The organism is Brucella sp. LJL56, from assembly GCF_054871705.1.
The window spans coordinates 47,574-61,134 of record NZ_JBTXLQ010000001.1; the positions used below are offsets into that span (position 1 = coordinate 47,574).

The following is a 13,561-nucleotide window of genomic DNA, read 5'->3' on the forward strand; positions in this document are numbered from 1 at the left end:
TGTAAGGGAAACGCCACGATACGATAGCTAAAGCGGAAGAGATCATGGCAGGAACAGATAAACAGCGCACCTTTATCGCGGAAGGACCGGCAATCGTGCTGGTAGAGCCGCAATTGCCGGAAAATATCGGCATGGTGGCGCGTGCCATGGCGAATTTCGGACTGGCAGAATTGCGTCTGGTCAATCCGCGCGAGGAATTTCCGAGTGAAAAGGCGAGGGCGGCAGCCAGCAAGGCCGATCATGTGATCGACAATGCGGTGGTCTATGATGACCTTCCTTCTGCTATCGCCGATCTCAATTTCGTCTATGCGACAACGGCACGCGAACGCGATGGTTTCAAGCAGGTTCGCAGCGCCGTGGAAGCGGGTGGCGAACTGCGCCGCCGTTTCAGAACCGGAGAGAAGACAGGCATTCTGTTTGGCCGCGAACGCTTCGGTCTCAGCAATGAGGAAGTCGGTCTGGCGGATGAACTGGTGACGTTTCCGGTGAATCCGGCATTTGCCTCGCTCAATATTGCGCAGGCGGTTCTGCTTATGTCCTATGAATGGATGAAGTCGGGTCTTGAGACGCAGACGGAGACCGTTTTTCGTGGCCCGGAGCTTGAGCTGGCGCCGAAGCAGGAGTTGCAGGGGCTCTTCAATCACCTCGAAGAAGCCCTTGATGTCAGGGGGTATTTCCGCCCTGAAGCCCGCAAGGAAATCATGGTCAACAATCTGCGCGCTGTCCTGACGCGTGCCGGTTTTGCCTCTGCCGAATTGAAGCTCCTGCGCGGGGTTGTCACCTCGCTCGATGTATTCACGCCAAAGAAGCCACGAGGTTCCGGAGCTCCGGAAGGACGCGCGCGCAAACCCGCGACCGAGACTCCGGCAACAAAGGACAAGGACGAATGAAAAATGCACTCGCTGAGCGCTTTTCCGCCATTCCCTCCGTCGACGTTGAGAGACCCATTCTGGTTTTCGACAGCGGCATCGGGGGCCTGACGGTTTTGCGTGAAGCGCGGGTGCTTATACCGGACCGTCGCTTTGTCTACGTTGCCGACGATGCCGGATTTCCCTATGGCGGATGGGAAGAGGATGCGCTCAGGGCGAGGATTGTCGAATTATTCGGCAACCTCATTGTTGCCTATGATCCGGAAATCGCGGTTATTGCCTGCAATACGGCCTCCACGCTGGTGTTGGACGATTTGCGGCAAGCCTATCCTTCGGTGCCGTTTGTCGGCACGGTGCCGGCAATCAAGCCCGCTGCCGAAAGAACATCGTCGGGGCTCGTTTCCGTGCTGGCGACCCCCGGTACTGTGCGGCGTGCTTATACGCGCGATCTCATTCAATCGTTTGCTTCCCAGTGTCATGTTCGTCTCGTTGGTGCTGACCAGCTTGCGGCGGTAGCGGAAGCGCATATTCGCGGCGAGAAGATCGATGAGGCGCTGGTTGTGGACCAGATCGCCCCGTGCTTCATTGAGCAGGATGACAGCCGGACCGACATTGTCGTTCTGGCCTGCACGCACTATCCGTTTCTTGCCAATGTGTTTCGCCGTCTCGCGCCATGGCCGGTGGACTGGCTTGACCCTGCAGAAGCGATCGCCCGGCGCACCGTTTCACTGCTGAAACCACGCCGCGCTGATGAAGAACTGCATCATCACAATGATCAGGCGGTTATTACATCCCAGAATCCAGACTATGCCATCCGCAGGCTCATGCAGGGTTTTGGTCTGCATTTTGCTTGAGCGGTCACTCTCAAGGTCTTGAACTTTCCGGCTATGTAGCGATCATGGCAATGATCGTTTTATAGAGGAAGATGCAATGACCGGTACCATGCGACAGATCACCCTGCCTTCGGGCCAGACGGTTCCAGCGCTGGGGCAGGGCACCTGGTATATGGGCGAGGACAGCACGCAACGCCGCTATGAAATCGAAGCATTAAGGAATGGCGTTGATCTGGGGATGACGCTGATCGATACAGCGGAAATGTATGCTGACGGCGAGGCGGAAGATGTTGTCGGTGAAGCCATCACCGGTCGACGCGACGATGCGTTTATCGTCAGTAAGGTATTGCCGTACAATGCTTCATGGAAGGGAACAATCGATGCCTGCGAGAGAAGCCTGCAGCGCCTTCGCACTGATCGTATCGATCTGTATCTGCTGCACTGGCGTGGGCGATATCCACTTGAAGAGACCGCCGCGGCATTCGAAGAATTGCAGCATGCCGGGAAGATCGTGAGCTGGGGTGTCAGCAATTTCGATACGGCTGACATAAAAGAGCTGGTCGGTATAGCGGGTGGCAAGGCCGTCTCGACAAACCAGATACTCTACAATCTGACGCGACGAGGCCCGGAATTTGATCTGATGCCATGGTGTGCTGAGCGCAAAATTCCACTTATGGCTTATTCGCCAATTGAACAGGGTCGATTGCTGGGCAATCCCGTACTGGCAGAGATTGCAAGTGAAACGGGAGGAACGCCTGCCTCGGTCGCGCTTGCCTGGACGATGCGTAGCGGGAATGTCATTGCAATTCCAAAATCCTCCAACCTGCATCATGTGCGGGATAACAGAAAAGCCGCAGAGCTGCGGCTTTCCGAAGATCAATTGAAACGTCTGGACCGGGCTTTCGTGCCGCCGTCCCGAAAAACTGCGTTGGAAATGCTGTAGCCATTCATTTTCAAGCTTGTCACCCAAATTAGCTTCCACTTTTGGGCGATAAGCTTTAGCCCGCTTCCTTCTGACGAGTATCCTTCTTTGCCTGAGCGACGCTGGCGGCCTTCCAAAGCCGTCCACGTTCTGCGGGACGAACAAGGCTGTCATATTTTTCGTTCGGGATGTTGCGCATACCATTAAGCGCATGACGCGTGTTGAAATCCTTACTCTTTTTCTCGTTTGCTTCTTTGGTCGCGAGTGCCTTTCGGGCATTGGCTATTAATTCTGCGCTGGCGGACATTCGACGACGACGTTCAACTTCGGTATTGATGCGACGCACGGCCATGGCCAGTACGGAAACTTTCAAGTGTGAACCTTCATCCGCCTTGGAGGGCGTTGCGCCGCGAGTTGTGCCCTTTCCACGCATTTCACGTCTGCGCTGGTGAGCCTGATCTTTTGCCTTCTTGCGGCGCTCACGGATCAGTTTCGCCAGATGGGAAAGCTCTTCGTCGGGAACGTCCTGCAAAAAAGGATGATGCGACTTTTCCACCAACTCTTTTTCGTCGGCATTGAGAGCGCGGGCTTCCTGCTTTTTGGTGACGGCCATGGGGCATTCTTTCTGCTAACGACAATATCTCTGTTGAGGAGATATAGGCCTGAACGTCACGCCGGGAAGATGTGTTGTTCATTCTGGTTCTTCGGTCGAATTTTTTTCGCTTTTCGCTTCGAGACGTTTCAGAATCGCCTTCAGTTCGTTGAGAGGCAGATGTTCCGCGCCAATGGTTTCGCTTTTGGTCGTTGAGACGATGTTCAGGATTTCATCGAGTTTCGCCTGCGTCGCGCTAGCTTCTCGATCCTGCGCGTTTTGGATCAGAAACACCATCAGGAAGGTGATGATGGTGGTCGATGTATTCACTACGAGTTGCCATGTGTCCGAGAAGTTAAAGAACGGCCCGCTGAACCCCCATATGATGATGGATAAGGTAGCCAGTACGAATGCCAGATAATGGCCAGCAAGTTCGGCGGCTTTTTCGCTGAGCTTTGTGAAGAATTTTGACATCGCAACCTCCAAACAGCAAACTTAAAACGTTTTATGGAGGGACGCGGTTCCGTAATCGCCCGTGCTAGCGGAACTTTCTGGCGCTAGTCACCGTTTGATCTACATTGAAAACGCGGAGGTGAAGCGATGGAGATTGTCGAAACCCGCATTAGTTCGGTCGGAGGATTCAAGCTCTACATAGTGGAGTTTGTCACCGAGGGTGAGGAGAAGATTACGGTCAAGGTCGAGAACGAGACAGCAGCGGAGCTGGCACGCGATGAAGTGGTACGCCGTGCGGCAATCAAGCTCGGCAACGCCCTCGGTGTTGCATGTATGGAATGCGGCATTCAACCTGAAAGCTTGCTGACACGCCCAAGCGCACGTCGTGCAGGTGATCGGGCTGAGTTGGAACGTCAGCTCGAAGAAGGTTTGGAGGACACGTTCCCGGCCAGTGATCCAGTATCGGTCACCAGTTCCACGATTGCCGGTTTTGCCGGGCCCAAAAACTGAACGATGGTTGCAAGCAAGAAGCCGGGCTATTAACCCGGCTTCTGAGGTTGTTCAGAAATTGAGTCCTGTACTGGATATATCCATTTGATAATGTTCAATTATTACGGAGCTTGCCTTCCATCAGATCAAGCACGGCGCGAGCGCAGTCGAGCACGTTCGAGCCCGGTCCGAATACTGCCGCCACTCCATGGTCGAACAAATACTGATAATCTTGGCGTGGAACGACGCCACCGCAGACGACTATGATGTTTTCCGCGCCCTTTTTACGGAGCGTGTCTACAAGCTGAGGCAGAAGTGTCTTGTGACCGGCTGCCAGCGATGAAACGCCCAGCACATGCACCTTGGACTTGATCGCCATATCTGCAGCTTCGTCCGGGGTCTGGAACAGGGGGCCGGCCAGTACTTCGAAGCCGATATCACCGAATGCAGAAGCAATGATTTTGGCACCGCGATCATGGCCGTCCTGACCGAGCTTTGCCACCATAACTTTCGGGGTTTCACCGATCTGCTTCGAGAAATCACCGAGCCGGTCAACTAGCGTCTGATATTCCGGCTCGTCCTTGTAGGCCGCACCGTAAACCTTCTTGACGACCTTCGGAACCGCAGCGTGATCGCCGAATGCGCTGCGCATGGCGTCGGAAATTTCACCGACGCTGGCGCGAGCGCGGGAGGCCTCAACGGCGGCGGCAAGAAGGTTGCCTTCACCGGTCCTGGCGACTTTTTCCAACTCCGCAAGGGCTGCTTCGACTTTTACCTTGCTGCGCGTTTCCTTGATACGGTTGAGACGTGCAATCTGCGACTGGCGAACGGCGCTATTGTCGATTTCCAGAATGTCGATTTCGTCTTCCTGCTCGAGGCGGAATTTATTGACCCCGACAATGACCTCTTCGCCCTTGTCGACCGCCGCCTGCCGTTTGGTGGCAGCTTCTTCAATGAGGCGCTTCGGAAGACCACTTTCGACAGCCTTTGTCATGCCGCCGAGTTTCTCGACCTTCTCGATCAACGCCCATGCCTTTTCGGCCAGTTCGTTGGTGAGACTTTCAATGTAATAAGAACCCGCCAGCGGATCGACTACTTTGGTTACGCCTGTTTCGTTCTGGAGGATGAGCTGCGTATTGCGGGCGATACGAGCCGAAAATTCCGTTGGCAAAGCAATGGCTTCATCGAAGGAATTGGTGTGCAGCGACTGGGTGCCGCCTAAAGCTGCCGACATGGCTTCGAATGCCGTGCGGACGATATTGTTGTAGGGGTCCTGTTCCTGAAGCGATACGCCGGAAGTCTGGCAATGCGTGCGCAACATCAGCGAGCCGGGTTTCTTCGGATCGAATTCCTTCATGATGCGCGACCAAAGCAGGCGCGCAGCGCGCAGCTTGGCGATTTCCATGAAGAAGTTCATGCCTATAGCGAAGAAGAATGACAGGCGACCCGCAAAATCGTCGACATTCAGGCCTTTGTTCAGGGCTGCGCGTACATATTCACGGCCATCCGCAAGCGTGAAGGCCAGTTCCTGAACCAGCGTCGCGCCCGCTTCCTGCATGTGATAGCCGGAAATGGAAATCGAGTTGAACTTCGGCATTTCGACAGCAGTATAGGCGATGATATCCGCAATGATCCGCATAGATGGTTCCGGCGGATAGATATAGGTATTGCGGACCATGAACTCCTTGAGGATGTCGTTCTGGATTGTGCCGGAAAGCTGGGCGCGCGGTACGCCCTGTTCTTCGCCTGCGACGATGAAATTAGCGAGGATCGGGATCACAGCGCCGTTCATCGTCATGGAGACGGAGATTTTTTCAAGCGGGATGCCGTCGAAAAGAATCTTCATGTCCTCGACGGAATCGATGGCAACACCAGCCTTGCCAACGTCGCCTTCGACGCGAGGGTGGTCGCTGTCATAGCCGCGATGGGTAGCAAGATCGAAGGCTACCGATACGCCCTGCTGACCGGCCGCCAGCGCCTTGCGATAGAATGCATTGGACTCTTCAGCCGTCGAAAATCCGGCATATTGCCGGATTGTCCACGGTCGACCGGCATACATGGTTGCGCGGGGCCCGCGCAGGAAAGGCTCAAAACCGGGCAGGGTGCCCAGATGGTCGATGCCTTGCAGATCGTCTTCCGTATAAAGCGGCTTGACGTCAATGCCTTCCGGCGTGTGCCAGACCAAGCTGTCGGCAGGCCGCTTCAGTTCCTTCTCAGCCAGTGTTTCCCAGTCTGCACGGGTGGTGGGGCGCTCGCTCATATCGACCTCACTCAAATTCCATAATCAGTTCATCCACGGCGAGGCTTGCGCCTGCTTCCGCCGTAATGCGCTTTACGGTAGCACGGCGTTCCGCACGCAGCACGTTTTCCATCTTCATGGCTTCCACAGTGGCCAGCGGCTGACCGGCCTCGACCGTTTCACCATCCTTGACAAGGATCGATGTGATGACGCCGGGCATCGGGCAGAGCAACATCTTTGACGTATCAGGAGGTAGCTTTACCGGCATGAGCTTTGCCAGTTCCGCGATGCGTGGCTTGCGGACGTGGGCAACCACATCCATGCCACGCCAGCGCAGCCGCCAGCCAGTGCCCGAACGCGAAACCTTGATGGCAATGGGCTTGCCGCCAACGGTGAACGAGCCTAGATGGCTACCGGGATGCCAGTCGCTGGCAACAGGCAGGCTGCCACCATCCATGAAATTGATTGTCGTTCCGCCTTCCCCTTCCGCAATCCGAACCGGCAAAGTGGACCCGCCGAGTGTTGCCACCCAATCGGTCGCCATGGATTGCTGCTCGTTGGAAATCCGCCCCGAAATCTGCATGTTGCGCTGTTCGATAGCAAGATTGATCTGGGCGGCAACAGCCGCAAGCACCCGCGCATCGTCTTCCGAAACCGGCACACCGGCGAAGCCGTCCGGATATTCTTCGGCAATGAACGCGGTGGTAAGCGCACCTTCGCGGAAGCGCGGATGGTCCATAACCGCTGAAAGAAAGGGCAGGTTGTGACCGATACCTTCGACCTCGAATGCGTCCAGAGCATCTCCCATTGCATCGATGGCGCTGGTGCGGTCCGGGCCCCAAGTGCAGAGCTTTGCGATCATCGGATCATAATACATCGAAATTTCGCCGCCTTCTAACACGCCGGTATCGTTGCGCACGATTGTACCATCCGAGTTGTGGCCTTCGACTGGTGGGCGATAACGGGTAAGTCTGCCGATAGAGGGCAGGAAGTTGCGATATGGATCTTCCGCATAGAGGCGGCTTTCCATCGCCCAACCGTTCAGCTTTATGTCGCTCTGGCCGAAACGGAGCTTCTCGCCGGATGCAACGCGGATCATTTCTTCCACAAGGTCGATGCCGGTGATGAGCTCCGTCACTGGATGCTCGACCTGTAGACGCGTATTCATTTCAAGGAAGTAGAAGTTACGGCTGCCGTCGACAATGAATTCGACCGTTCCTGCAGAAAAATATCCAACGGCCTTTGCGAGAGCCACGGCCTGTTCGCCCATGGCTTTGCGGGTGGCTTCATCAAGGAATGGTGACGGCGCTTCTTCGATGACCTTCTGGTTACGGCGCTGAATGGAACATTCACGTTCGCCGAGATAGACGACGTTGCCGTGTTGGTCGCCCAGAACCTGAATTTCAATATGGCGCGGCTGCGTGACGAATTTTTCGATGAAGATGCGGTCGTCGCCGAAAGAAGACTTCGCCTCATTGCGTGAAAGCTGGAAGCCTTCGCGGGCTTCGTCGTCGTTCCATGCAATACGCATGCCTTTGCCGCCGCCACCAGCAGAAGCCTTGATCATCACAGGATAGCCGATGCTGCCAGCAATTTTGACGGCCTCGTCTGCATCCTCGATTAGCCCCATATGACCGGGAACCGTTGAAACACCGGCTTCGGCGGCAAGCTTCTTCGACGTGATCTTGTCGCCCATGGCCTCAATGGCATTCACTGGCGGGCCGATGAATGTGACATTCGCCGCCTTCAGAGCTTCAGCGAAGCGCGGATTTTCCGACAGAAAGCCATAGCCGGGATGCACGGCATCCGCTCCGGTTTCCTTGATCGCTGCGAGGATCTTGTCGATGACGATATAGGACTGATTGGAGGGCGCTGGTCCGATGTGGACTGCTTCGTCGGCCATTTTGACATGCAGGGCGTTGCGGTCGGCGTCGGAATAGACCGCCACGGTTGCGATGCCCATTTTCTTCGCCGTCTTGATGACCCGGCATGCGATTTCGCCGCGATTGGCAATGAGAATTTTCTTGATCATGTGCGTTTACTCAAATGAACCGGATCATTGCCACGGCATGATCCCGAAAAGTGGGAACCGGTTTTCGGATAAGATCATGCGAAACTAAAGCGGAATGGTGTCGTGCTTCTTCCACGGCGTGCTTTGGCTCTTGTTGCGCAGGCTGGCAAAAGCGCGGGCAATGCGGCGACGTGAGGAATGCGGCATGATGACTTCATCGATAAATCCGCGTTCAGCGGCCACGAACGGATTGGCGAAACGCTCCTCATACTCCTTCGTGCGCGCGGCGATTTTCTCAACGTCGCTCAGTTCGGAACGATAGAGAATTTCCGTTGCACCCTTGGCGCCCATGACGGCGATTTCCGCCGTCGGCCACGCATAATTGATGTCAGCACCGATATGTTTCGAAGCCATCACGTCATAGGCCCCGCCATAGGCCTTGCGCGTGATGAGCGTGACCATGGGAACAGTTGCCTGGCTGTAAGCGAAGAGCAGCTTTGCGCCGTGCTTGATGACGCCGCCATATTCCTGTGCCGTGCCTGGCAGGAAGCCCGGTACATCCACCAGGGTCAGAAGAGGAATATTGAAGGCATCGCAAAAGCGAACGAAGCGGGCAGCCTTGCGCGATGAATCGATATCGAGGCAACCGGCAAGCACCATGGGCTGATTTGCAACCACACCGATGGTCTGTCCGTCCATACGGATGAAACCAGTGATGATGTTTTTCGCAAAAGCTTCCTGAATCTCAAAGAAATCACTTTCATCGGCCAGTGCATGGATAAGCTCCTTCATGTCGTAGGGCTTGGTGGCACTATCCGGGATCAGCGTGTCGAGCCGCATTTCAAGCCGGGCCGGATCATCAAATACAGGGCGAACGGGTGGCTTTTCGCGATTGTTGAGCGGCAGGAAGTCGAACAGAATGCGGACCTGTTCCAGTGCTTCAATATCGTTCTCATAAGCGCCGTCGGCGACCGATGATTTTCTGGTGTGAGTCGATGCACCGCCCAGTTCTTCAGCGGTGACAATCTCGTTGGTGACGGTTTTCACCACATCCGGGCCGGTCACGAACATATAGGAGCTGTCTCGCACCATGAAGATGAAGTCGGTCATGGCAGGCGAGTAGACCGCGCCGCCCGCGCAGGGGCCCAGGATGACCGAGATCTGCGGCACTACACCGGATGCGTCGGCGTTGCGCTTGAACACATCGGCATAGCCCGCAAGCGAAGCGACGCCTTCCTGAATGCGGGCGCCACCGGAATCATTGAGGCCAATGACCGGCGCGCCGTTTTTCATGGCCATATCCATGATCTTGCAGATTTTCTGCGCGTGCGTTTCGGACAGTGAGCCGCCCAGGACAGTAAAATCCTGGCTGAACACATAGACCTGGCGGCCATTGATCGTGCCCCAGCCTGTTACTACACCATCACCGGCGACTTTTTGCTTTTCCATGCCGAAATCGGTGCAGCGATGAGTGACGTACATGTCGAACTCCTCGAACGATCCTTCGTCGAGAAGCACTTCGATCCTTTCGCGGGCAGTAAGCTTACCCTTCGCATGTTGGGCATCGATACGGCGCTGACCACCGCCAATGCGGGCTTCCGCACGGCGGGCTTCGAGCTGTTCAAGAAGTTCCTGCATAAAGTCCCCATTTTTTGGGCGGCCTTTGGAAGGCGAGTTATGAAACTGAAAAGATAGTCTTTTTCTCCTTCCTGCTTAAAATCGGAAGGCGTTCTGGAAAAGCTTGAAAAGGTGCGATTGTGTAAGATATAAATTTGCAAATAGCGAAATGCGAATTTGCAAAAATGGCACCCAGAAAACTTTATATCGGCAGAAAAATCCGCGAAATACGCGAGCAGCATAAGGCAACCCAGTCAGGTTTCGCTGAACGCCTTGGTATTTCAACGAGTTATCTCAATCAAATTGAGAATAATCAGCGACCTGTTTCTGCTGCGGTCTTGCTGGCGCTGGCTGAAAACTATCAGATCGATATAGGTGCCATTTCGCTCGGCGATGACGACCGGTTGCTTTCAGCGGTTTCAGAGGCGTTGGCCGATCCTGTTTTCGACAACTACAAGCCGAACTTGCAGGAACTGAAGCTCATTACGCAAAATGCGCCGGGTCTGGCTCATGCACTGATTGCCTGTCATCAAGCCTATCGTCGTAACAGTGAGCAGCTTGCCAGTCTGGACAACCAATTGGGCCGCGCTCCATCCACTGCCGAGCCTGCGCCTTACGAGGAAGTTCGCGACTTTTTTCATTTTATCGACAATTACGTACATGAGATTGATATTGCGGCAGAAAAGCTCGCTAGCAAACTGGATATTCCGGGGAGAGACATCGGCGTGGCCTTGCCGCAATATATGGAGGAGCGTCACCGGGTGCGTGTTGCACGCGCTGGACCCGAGGAGGCAATTCTGCGCCGGTTTGATCCTGTTGCGCGAGTACTATATCTCAATCCTTATTCACCAGCTTCAACCCGTAATTTCCAGATCGCGTTCCAGATCGCTGAATTGGAAATGGAAGAACTCGTGAGCACGATTGCCAGGCGGGCAGATTTTCGGTCTGCTGAAGCCGTCGAAATCTGTAAAATTGGTCTGCGCAACTATTTTGCCGGGGCGCTGGTGCTGCCCTATCAAACATTTCTCTCTGCTGCGAAGGAACTGCGCCACGACCTGGAACTATTGGCATCACGTTTCGGCGCGAGTCTGGAGCAGATCGCGCATCGCCTCAGCACGTTGCAGCGTTCCGGCCAGCGAGGTGTGCCGGTGTTCTTTGCGCGCATAGACCGGGCTGGAAATATCACGAAGCGGCACAGCGCCGCCAAGCTGCAATTTGCCCGCTTTGGGGCTGCGTGCCCCCTGTGGAATGTGCATCAGGCATTCGAAACACCGGGGCGGATCATTCGACAGCTTGCTGAAACACCGGATGGAGCACGTTACCTTTGCATTGCGACAGAACTGACCAAGAGCGAAGGGGGGTTCAACGCGCCCCAGCGTCGCTATGCCATCGCTCTTGGTTGTGAAGTGGCCTATGCGAAGGATTTTGTCTATGCGGATGGGCTCGACATCGCTGTGCGCTCTGCCTTCGACCCGATCGGTGTTTCCTGTCGTATTTGCGAGCGTGCTGAATGCGTGCAACGGGCCGTTCCGCCGCTTAAAAGCAGATTGGCGGTCGATCACGACCGCCGCGGAATTTTGCCATATAGGTTGCTCTAAAGATCAGAAGCCAGCATGTTCCTTGAGGAACTCCGCTTCCTCATGGGTCGTATTACGCCCCAGCACGTTGTTGCGATGGGGGAAGCGCCCAAAGCGTTCGATGATATCGTGATGCTGACGGGCGAAGCCGAGCGAGAACTCGTCACCGAGTTTTTCATAGAGGTCGACACAGCGCTTCTGATCGCCCAGATGTTCGCTATGCATGAACGGCAGATAGAAGAACTGGCGCTGTTCTGGCGACAGCTTCCGGTCGAAATCATGATCGAGTGCCTGCGCCGCCACATCACGGGCTAATCCGTCGCTTTCGAAAGAGCGGGGCGAGCCACGGAACATATTGCGCGGAAACTGGTCGAACAGAATGGTGAGCGCAAGCGCGCTTTCTGGTTGCTGTTTCCAGTATTCCAGCTTGTCAGCGCGAGCATCTTCATAAACCGCCAGAAACTTCTCACGGATTTCAGCGTCGATCTCGTCGCTTTTGGTGAACCAATTGTCCCGCATCTTGGGCGAAAACCAGAAATCGAGAACGTTCTTGGATTCGATAGCCATGTCAGGCCTCCTCTGGTTTTATTGTGCTGGCTGGTTTGTACCTTCCGGCTGCGGGCAGGGCGGTTCGCCCTTGAAATTGCGCGACATACAGGCGAATCGATCAAAGCTCTTGCCTGTGTCCATAGCGGCCTTGCCAGCTCCCCCGCACCCGGCAAGAACGGCCAGAGAAATCAGAATAGCGAAATTTTTCATGGGGGTCCTTTCAGGCGCCATGTTATCTACTTCTATAATAAGGATCGCAATCTCCAGCCGCAACCGCCCGGCAGCGATCAACTAACCTCTGCCGCGATAGTTAGGCACACCCTGTTCCGGTATCCAGACATTTTGCGGTGCTGCTCCGGTTTGGAAGAAAACGTCGATGGGAATGCCGCCGCGCGGATACCAATAACCGCCGATCCTGAGCCATTCCGGCTCCAGTAACTCTACAAGGCGCTTGCCGATGGTCACCGTACAATCTTCATGGAACGCGCCGTGATTGCGGAAGGAAAAAAGGAACAGTTTCAGGGATTTGCTTTCCACCAGCCATTGAGCGGGAACGTAGTCGATCACCAGATGCGCGAAATCGGGCTGCCCTGTCATCGGGCAGAGCGAGGTGAATTCAGGCGCGGTGAAGCGAACACAGTAAAGTGTTCCAGCTTGCGGATTTGCAACCCGTTCAAGGATGGCCCCATCCGGAGCGTGCGGTATCGAAGTGTTGGAGCCGAGCTGCTTTAGGTCGGAATATATTGTCTTTTCAGACATTTGCGTGCCTTTGTTTCAAGCCACGGTGCAGTCTTGTAGCGCATTATCGCGCTTGTCCTTGTTTTGTCCGGGTAGGCTGCGACCGGTGGCAAATTGCCAGTGACGGGGAGCTAGCAGACCATGCCTTTCTCGTAAAGAGCGTAAACAAAAGCCCGCGCATTGAGCGCGGGCACAAACTCCGGAAGGTTCTTGCTGTCTAGCGTCGGTCGGAAATGGCGCAGCCGATAGCAACGCCGATAAGAATACCAAGGATCCCCGCAGTCCCGAAAAGTGTCGTGGCCGTGCCCGGATTTTCACGAACGGTTTCGGCAACCACCTGGCCGCGTTCACGCACGGCCTGAGCAGCATGACGGAAACGACCGGACGCATCATCCATGGCATCTTCCGCACGTTCCCTCAATTCGCTGGAATTTGACGCCAGCGATTTTGAAAGACGCTTCAGTTCGGTGCGCATATCGGCGATCTGCTTTTCGAGAGCCTGCTGGATGTCGTTTGTGATCTTTTCGTCGGCCATTTGAAGTCTCCGTTGAATTGATAACGATAAAACGAGTGAAAACGCGTTCGGTTCCATGCCGTGACAATGCGGTTAACAAACATGGTAAACCGCTCGTAAACCATTTTAATTTAATCTTTTCGAATACAAGAACGATC

At 55.0% G+C, this 13,561-nt stretch carries 14 protein-coding genes; 5 read left to right on the top strand and 9 right to left on the bottom strand.

Annotation, left to right across the window (positions count from 1 at the left end; translation table 11 throughout):
* Positions 1-44 precede the first annotated feature (44 nt).
* The 3 genes from ACYSN1_RS00280 (at position 45) to ACYSN1_RS00290 (ending at position 2,645) form a co-directional block, all read left to right on the top strand.
* Positions 45-890 carry an RNA methyltransferase gene (locus ACYSN1_RS00280; protein WP_461723924.1) on the top strand — a complete coding sequence of 282 codons (846 nt, stop codon included), beginning with the start codon at positions 45-47 and terminating at the stop codon, positions 888-890.
* Entirely contained in the window at positions 887-1,723 is an 837-nt protein-coding gene (gene murI / locus ACYSN1_RS00285; RefSeq protein ID WP_461723925.1) for a glutamate racemase, read from the top strand. Before ACYSN1_RS00280 ends, murI begins: the two co-directional genes overlap by 4 nt.
* 76 nt (positions 1,724-1,799) lie before the next feature.
* The gene (locus ACYSN1_RS00290; protein WP_461723926.1) at positions 1,800-2,645 is read left to right on the top strand and encodes an aldo/keto reductase; all 846 of its coding nucleotides are present in this window, start codon (positions 1,800-1,802) and stop codon (positions 2,643-2,645) included.
* Between the two features lie 55 nt (positions 2,646-2,700).
* Here ACYSN1_RS00290 and ACYSN1_RS00295 read toward each other — a convergent pair whose 3' ends face one another.
* Positions 2,701-3,237 carry a hypothetical protein gene (locus tag ACYSN1_RS00295; protein WP_461723927.1) on the bottom strand — a complete coding sequence of 179 codons (537 nt, stop codon included), beginning with the start codon at positions 3,235-3,237 and terminating at the stop codon, positions 2,701-2,703.
* Positions 3,238-3,315: 78 nt separating this feature from the next.
* Positions 3,316-3,690, bottom strand: a complete 375-nt coding sequence (locus ACYSN1_RS00300) for a low affinity iron permease family protein (protein ID WP_461723928.1) — start codon at positions 3,688-3,690, stop codon at positions 3,316-3,318.
* A gap of 126 nt (positions 3,691-3,816) precedes the next feature.
* Between ACYSN1_RS00300 and ACYSN1_RS00305 the strand changes: the two genes are divergently transcribed.
* Positions 3,817-4,179 carry a hypothetical protein gene (locus ACYSN1_RS00305; protein ID WP_461723929.1) on the top strand — a complete coding sequence of 121 codons (363 nt, stop codon included), beginning with the start codon at positions 3,817-3,819 and terminating at the stop codon, positions 4,177-4,179.
* A gap of 94 nt (positions 4,180-4,273) precedes the next feature.
* On the opposite strand, the gene scpA is transcribed toward ACYSN1_RS00305, so the two are convergent.
* From scpA to ACYSN1_RS00320, 3 genes are all read right to left on the bottom strand, one after another.
* A complete protein-coding gene (scpA, locus tag ACYSN1_RS00310) occupies positions 4,274-6,418 on the bottom strand; it encodes a methylmalonyl-CoA mutase (RefSeq protein ID WP_461723930.1) in 2,145 nt (714 codons plus the stop codon).
* Between the two features lie 7 nt (positions 6,419-6,425).
* Entirely contained in the window at positions 6,426-8,429 is a 2,004-nt protein-coding gene (locus ACYSN1_RS00315) for an acetyl-CoA carboxylase biotin carboxylase subunit (RefSeq protein WP_461723931.1), read from the bottom strand.
* Between the two features lie 84 nt (positions 8,430-8,513).
* On the bottom strand, positions 8,514-10,046 hold the full coding sequence (locus tag ACYSN1_RS00320) for an acyl-CoA carboxylase subunit beta (protein WP_461723932.1): 1,533 nt from the start codon (positions 10,044-10,046) through the stop codon (positions 8,514-8,516).
* Positions 10,047-10,210: 164 nt separating this feature from the next.
* Between ACYSN1_RS00320 and ACYSN1_RS00325 the strand changes: the two genes are divergently transcribed.
* Entirely contained in the window at positions 10,211-11,623 is a 1,413-nt protein-coding gene (locus ACYSN1_RS00325) for a helix-turn-helix domain-containing protein (protein ID WP_461723933.1), read from the top strand.
* Between the two features lie 3 nt (positions 11,624-11,626).
* On the opposite strand, the gene ACYSN1_RS00330 is transcribed toward ACYSN1_RS00325, so the two are convergent.
* From ACYSN1_RS00330 to ACYSN1_RS00345, 4 genes are all read right to left on the bottom strand, one after another.
* On the bottom strand, positions 11,627-12,169 hold the full coding sequence (locus ACYSN1_RS00330) for a DUF924 family protein (protein WP_461723934.1): 543 nt from the start codon (positions 12,167-12,169) through the stop codon (positions 11,627-11,629).
* 18 nt (positions 12,170-12,187) lie between these two features.
* Entirely contained in the window at positions 12,188-12,361 is a 174-nt protein-coding gene (locus tag ACYSN1_RS00335; RefSeq protein ID WP_168436463.1) for a hypothetical protein, read from the bottom strand.
* Between the two features lie 81 nt (positions 12,362-12,442).
* Complete coding sequence (gene queF / locus ACYSN1_RS00340) at positions 12,443-12,910, bottom strand: preQ(1) synthase (RefSeq protein ID WP_461723935.1); 468 nt, start codon at positions 12,908-12,910, stop codon at positions 12,443-12,445.
* Positions 12,911-13,106: 196 nt separating this feature from the next.
* Positions 13,107-13,424, bottom strand: a complete 318-nt coding sequence (locus ACYSN1_RS00345; RefSeq protein ID WP_461723936.1) for an ElaB/YgaM/YqjD family protein — start codon at positions 13,422-13,424, stop codon at positions 13,107-13,109.
* Positions 13,425-13,561: the final 137 nt, after the last annotated feature.

Excerpts from the sequence above, each read along its gene's own strand:
- ACYSN1_RS00280 (WP_461723924.1), top strand. The coding sequence starts at position 45 with ATGGCAGGAACAGATAAACAGCGCACCTTTATCGCGGAAGGACCGGCA.
- murI (WP_461723925.1), top strand. The coding sequence starts at position 887 with ATGAAAAATGCACTCGCTGAGCGCTTTTCCGCCATTCCCTCCGTCGAC.
- ACYSN1_RS00290 (WP_461723926.1), top strand. The coding sequence starts at position 1,800 with ATGACCGGTACCATGCGACAGATCACCCTGCCTTCGGGCCAGACGGTT.
- ACYSN1_RS00295 (WP_461723927.1), bottom strand. The coding sequence starts at position 3,237 with ATGGCCGTCACCAAAAAGCAGGAAGCCCGCGCTCTCAATGCCGACGAA.
- ACYSN1_RS00300 (WP_461723928.1), bottom strand. The coding sequence starts at position 3,690 with ATGTCAAAATTCTTCACAAAGCTCAGCGAAAAAGCCGCCGAACTTGCT.
- ACYSN1_RS00305 (WP_461723929.1), top strand. The coding sequence starts at position 3,817 with ATGGAGATTGTCGAAACCCGCATTAGTTCGGTCGGAGGATTCAAGCTC.
- scpA (WP_461723930.1), bottom strand. The coding sequence starts at position 6,418 with ATGAGCGAGCGCCCCACCACCCGTGCAGACTGGGAAACACTGGCTGAG.
- ACYSN1_RS00315 (WP_461723931.1), bottom strand. The coding sequence starts at position 8,429 with ATGATCAAGAAAATTCTCATTGCCAATCGCGGCGAAATCGCATGCCGG.
- ACYSN1_RS00320 (WP_461723932.1), bottom strand. The coding sequence starts at position 10,046 with ATGCAGGAACTTCTTGAACAGCTCGAAGCCCGCCGTGCGGAAGCCCGC.
- ACYSN1_RS00325 (WP_461723933.1), top strand. The coding sequence starts at position 10,211 with ATGGCACCCAGAAAACTTTATATCGGCAGAAAAATCCGCGAAATACGC.
- ACYSN1_RS00330 (WP_461723934.1), bottom strand. The coding sequence starts at position 12,169 with ATGGCTATCGAATCCAAGAACGTTCTCGATTTCTGGTTTTCGCCCAAG.
- ACYSN1_RS00335 (WP_168436463.1), bottom strand. The coding sequence starts at position 12,361 with ATGAAAAATTTCGCTATTCTGATTTCTCTGGCCGTTCTTGCCGGGTGC.
- queF (WP_461723935.1), bottom strand. The coding sequence starts at position 12,910 with ATGTCTGAAAAGACAATATATTCCGACCTAAAGCAGCTCGGCTCCAAC.
- ACYSN1_RS00345 (WP_461723936.1), bottom strand. The coding sequence starts at position 13,424 with ATGGCCGACGAAAAGATCACAAACGACATCCAGCAGGCTCTCGAAAAG.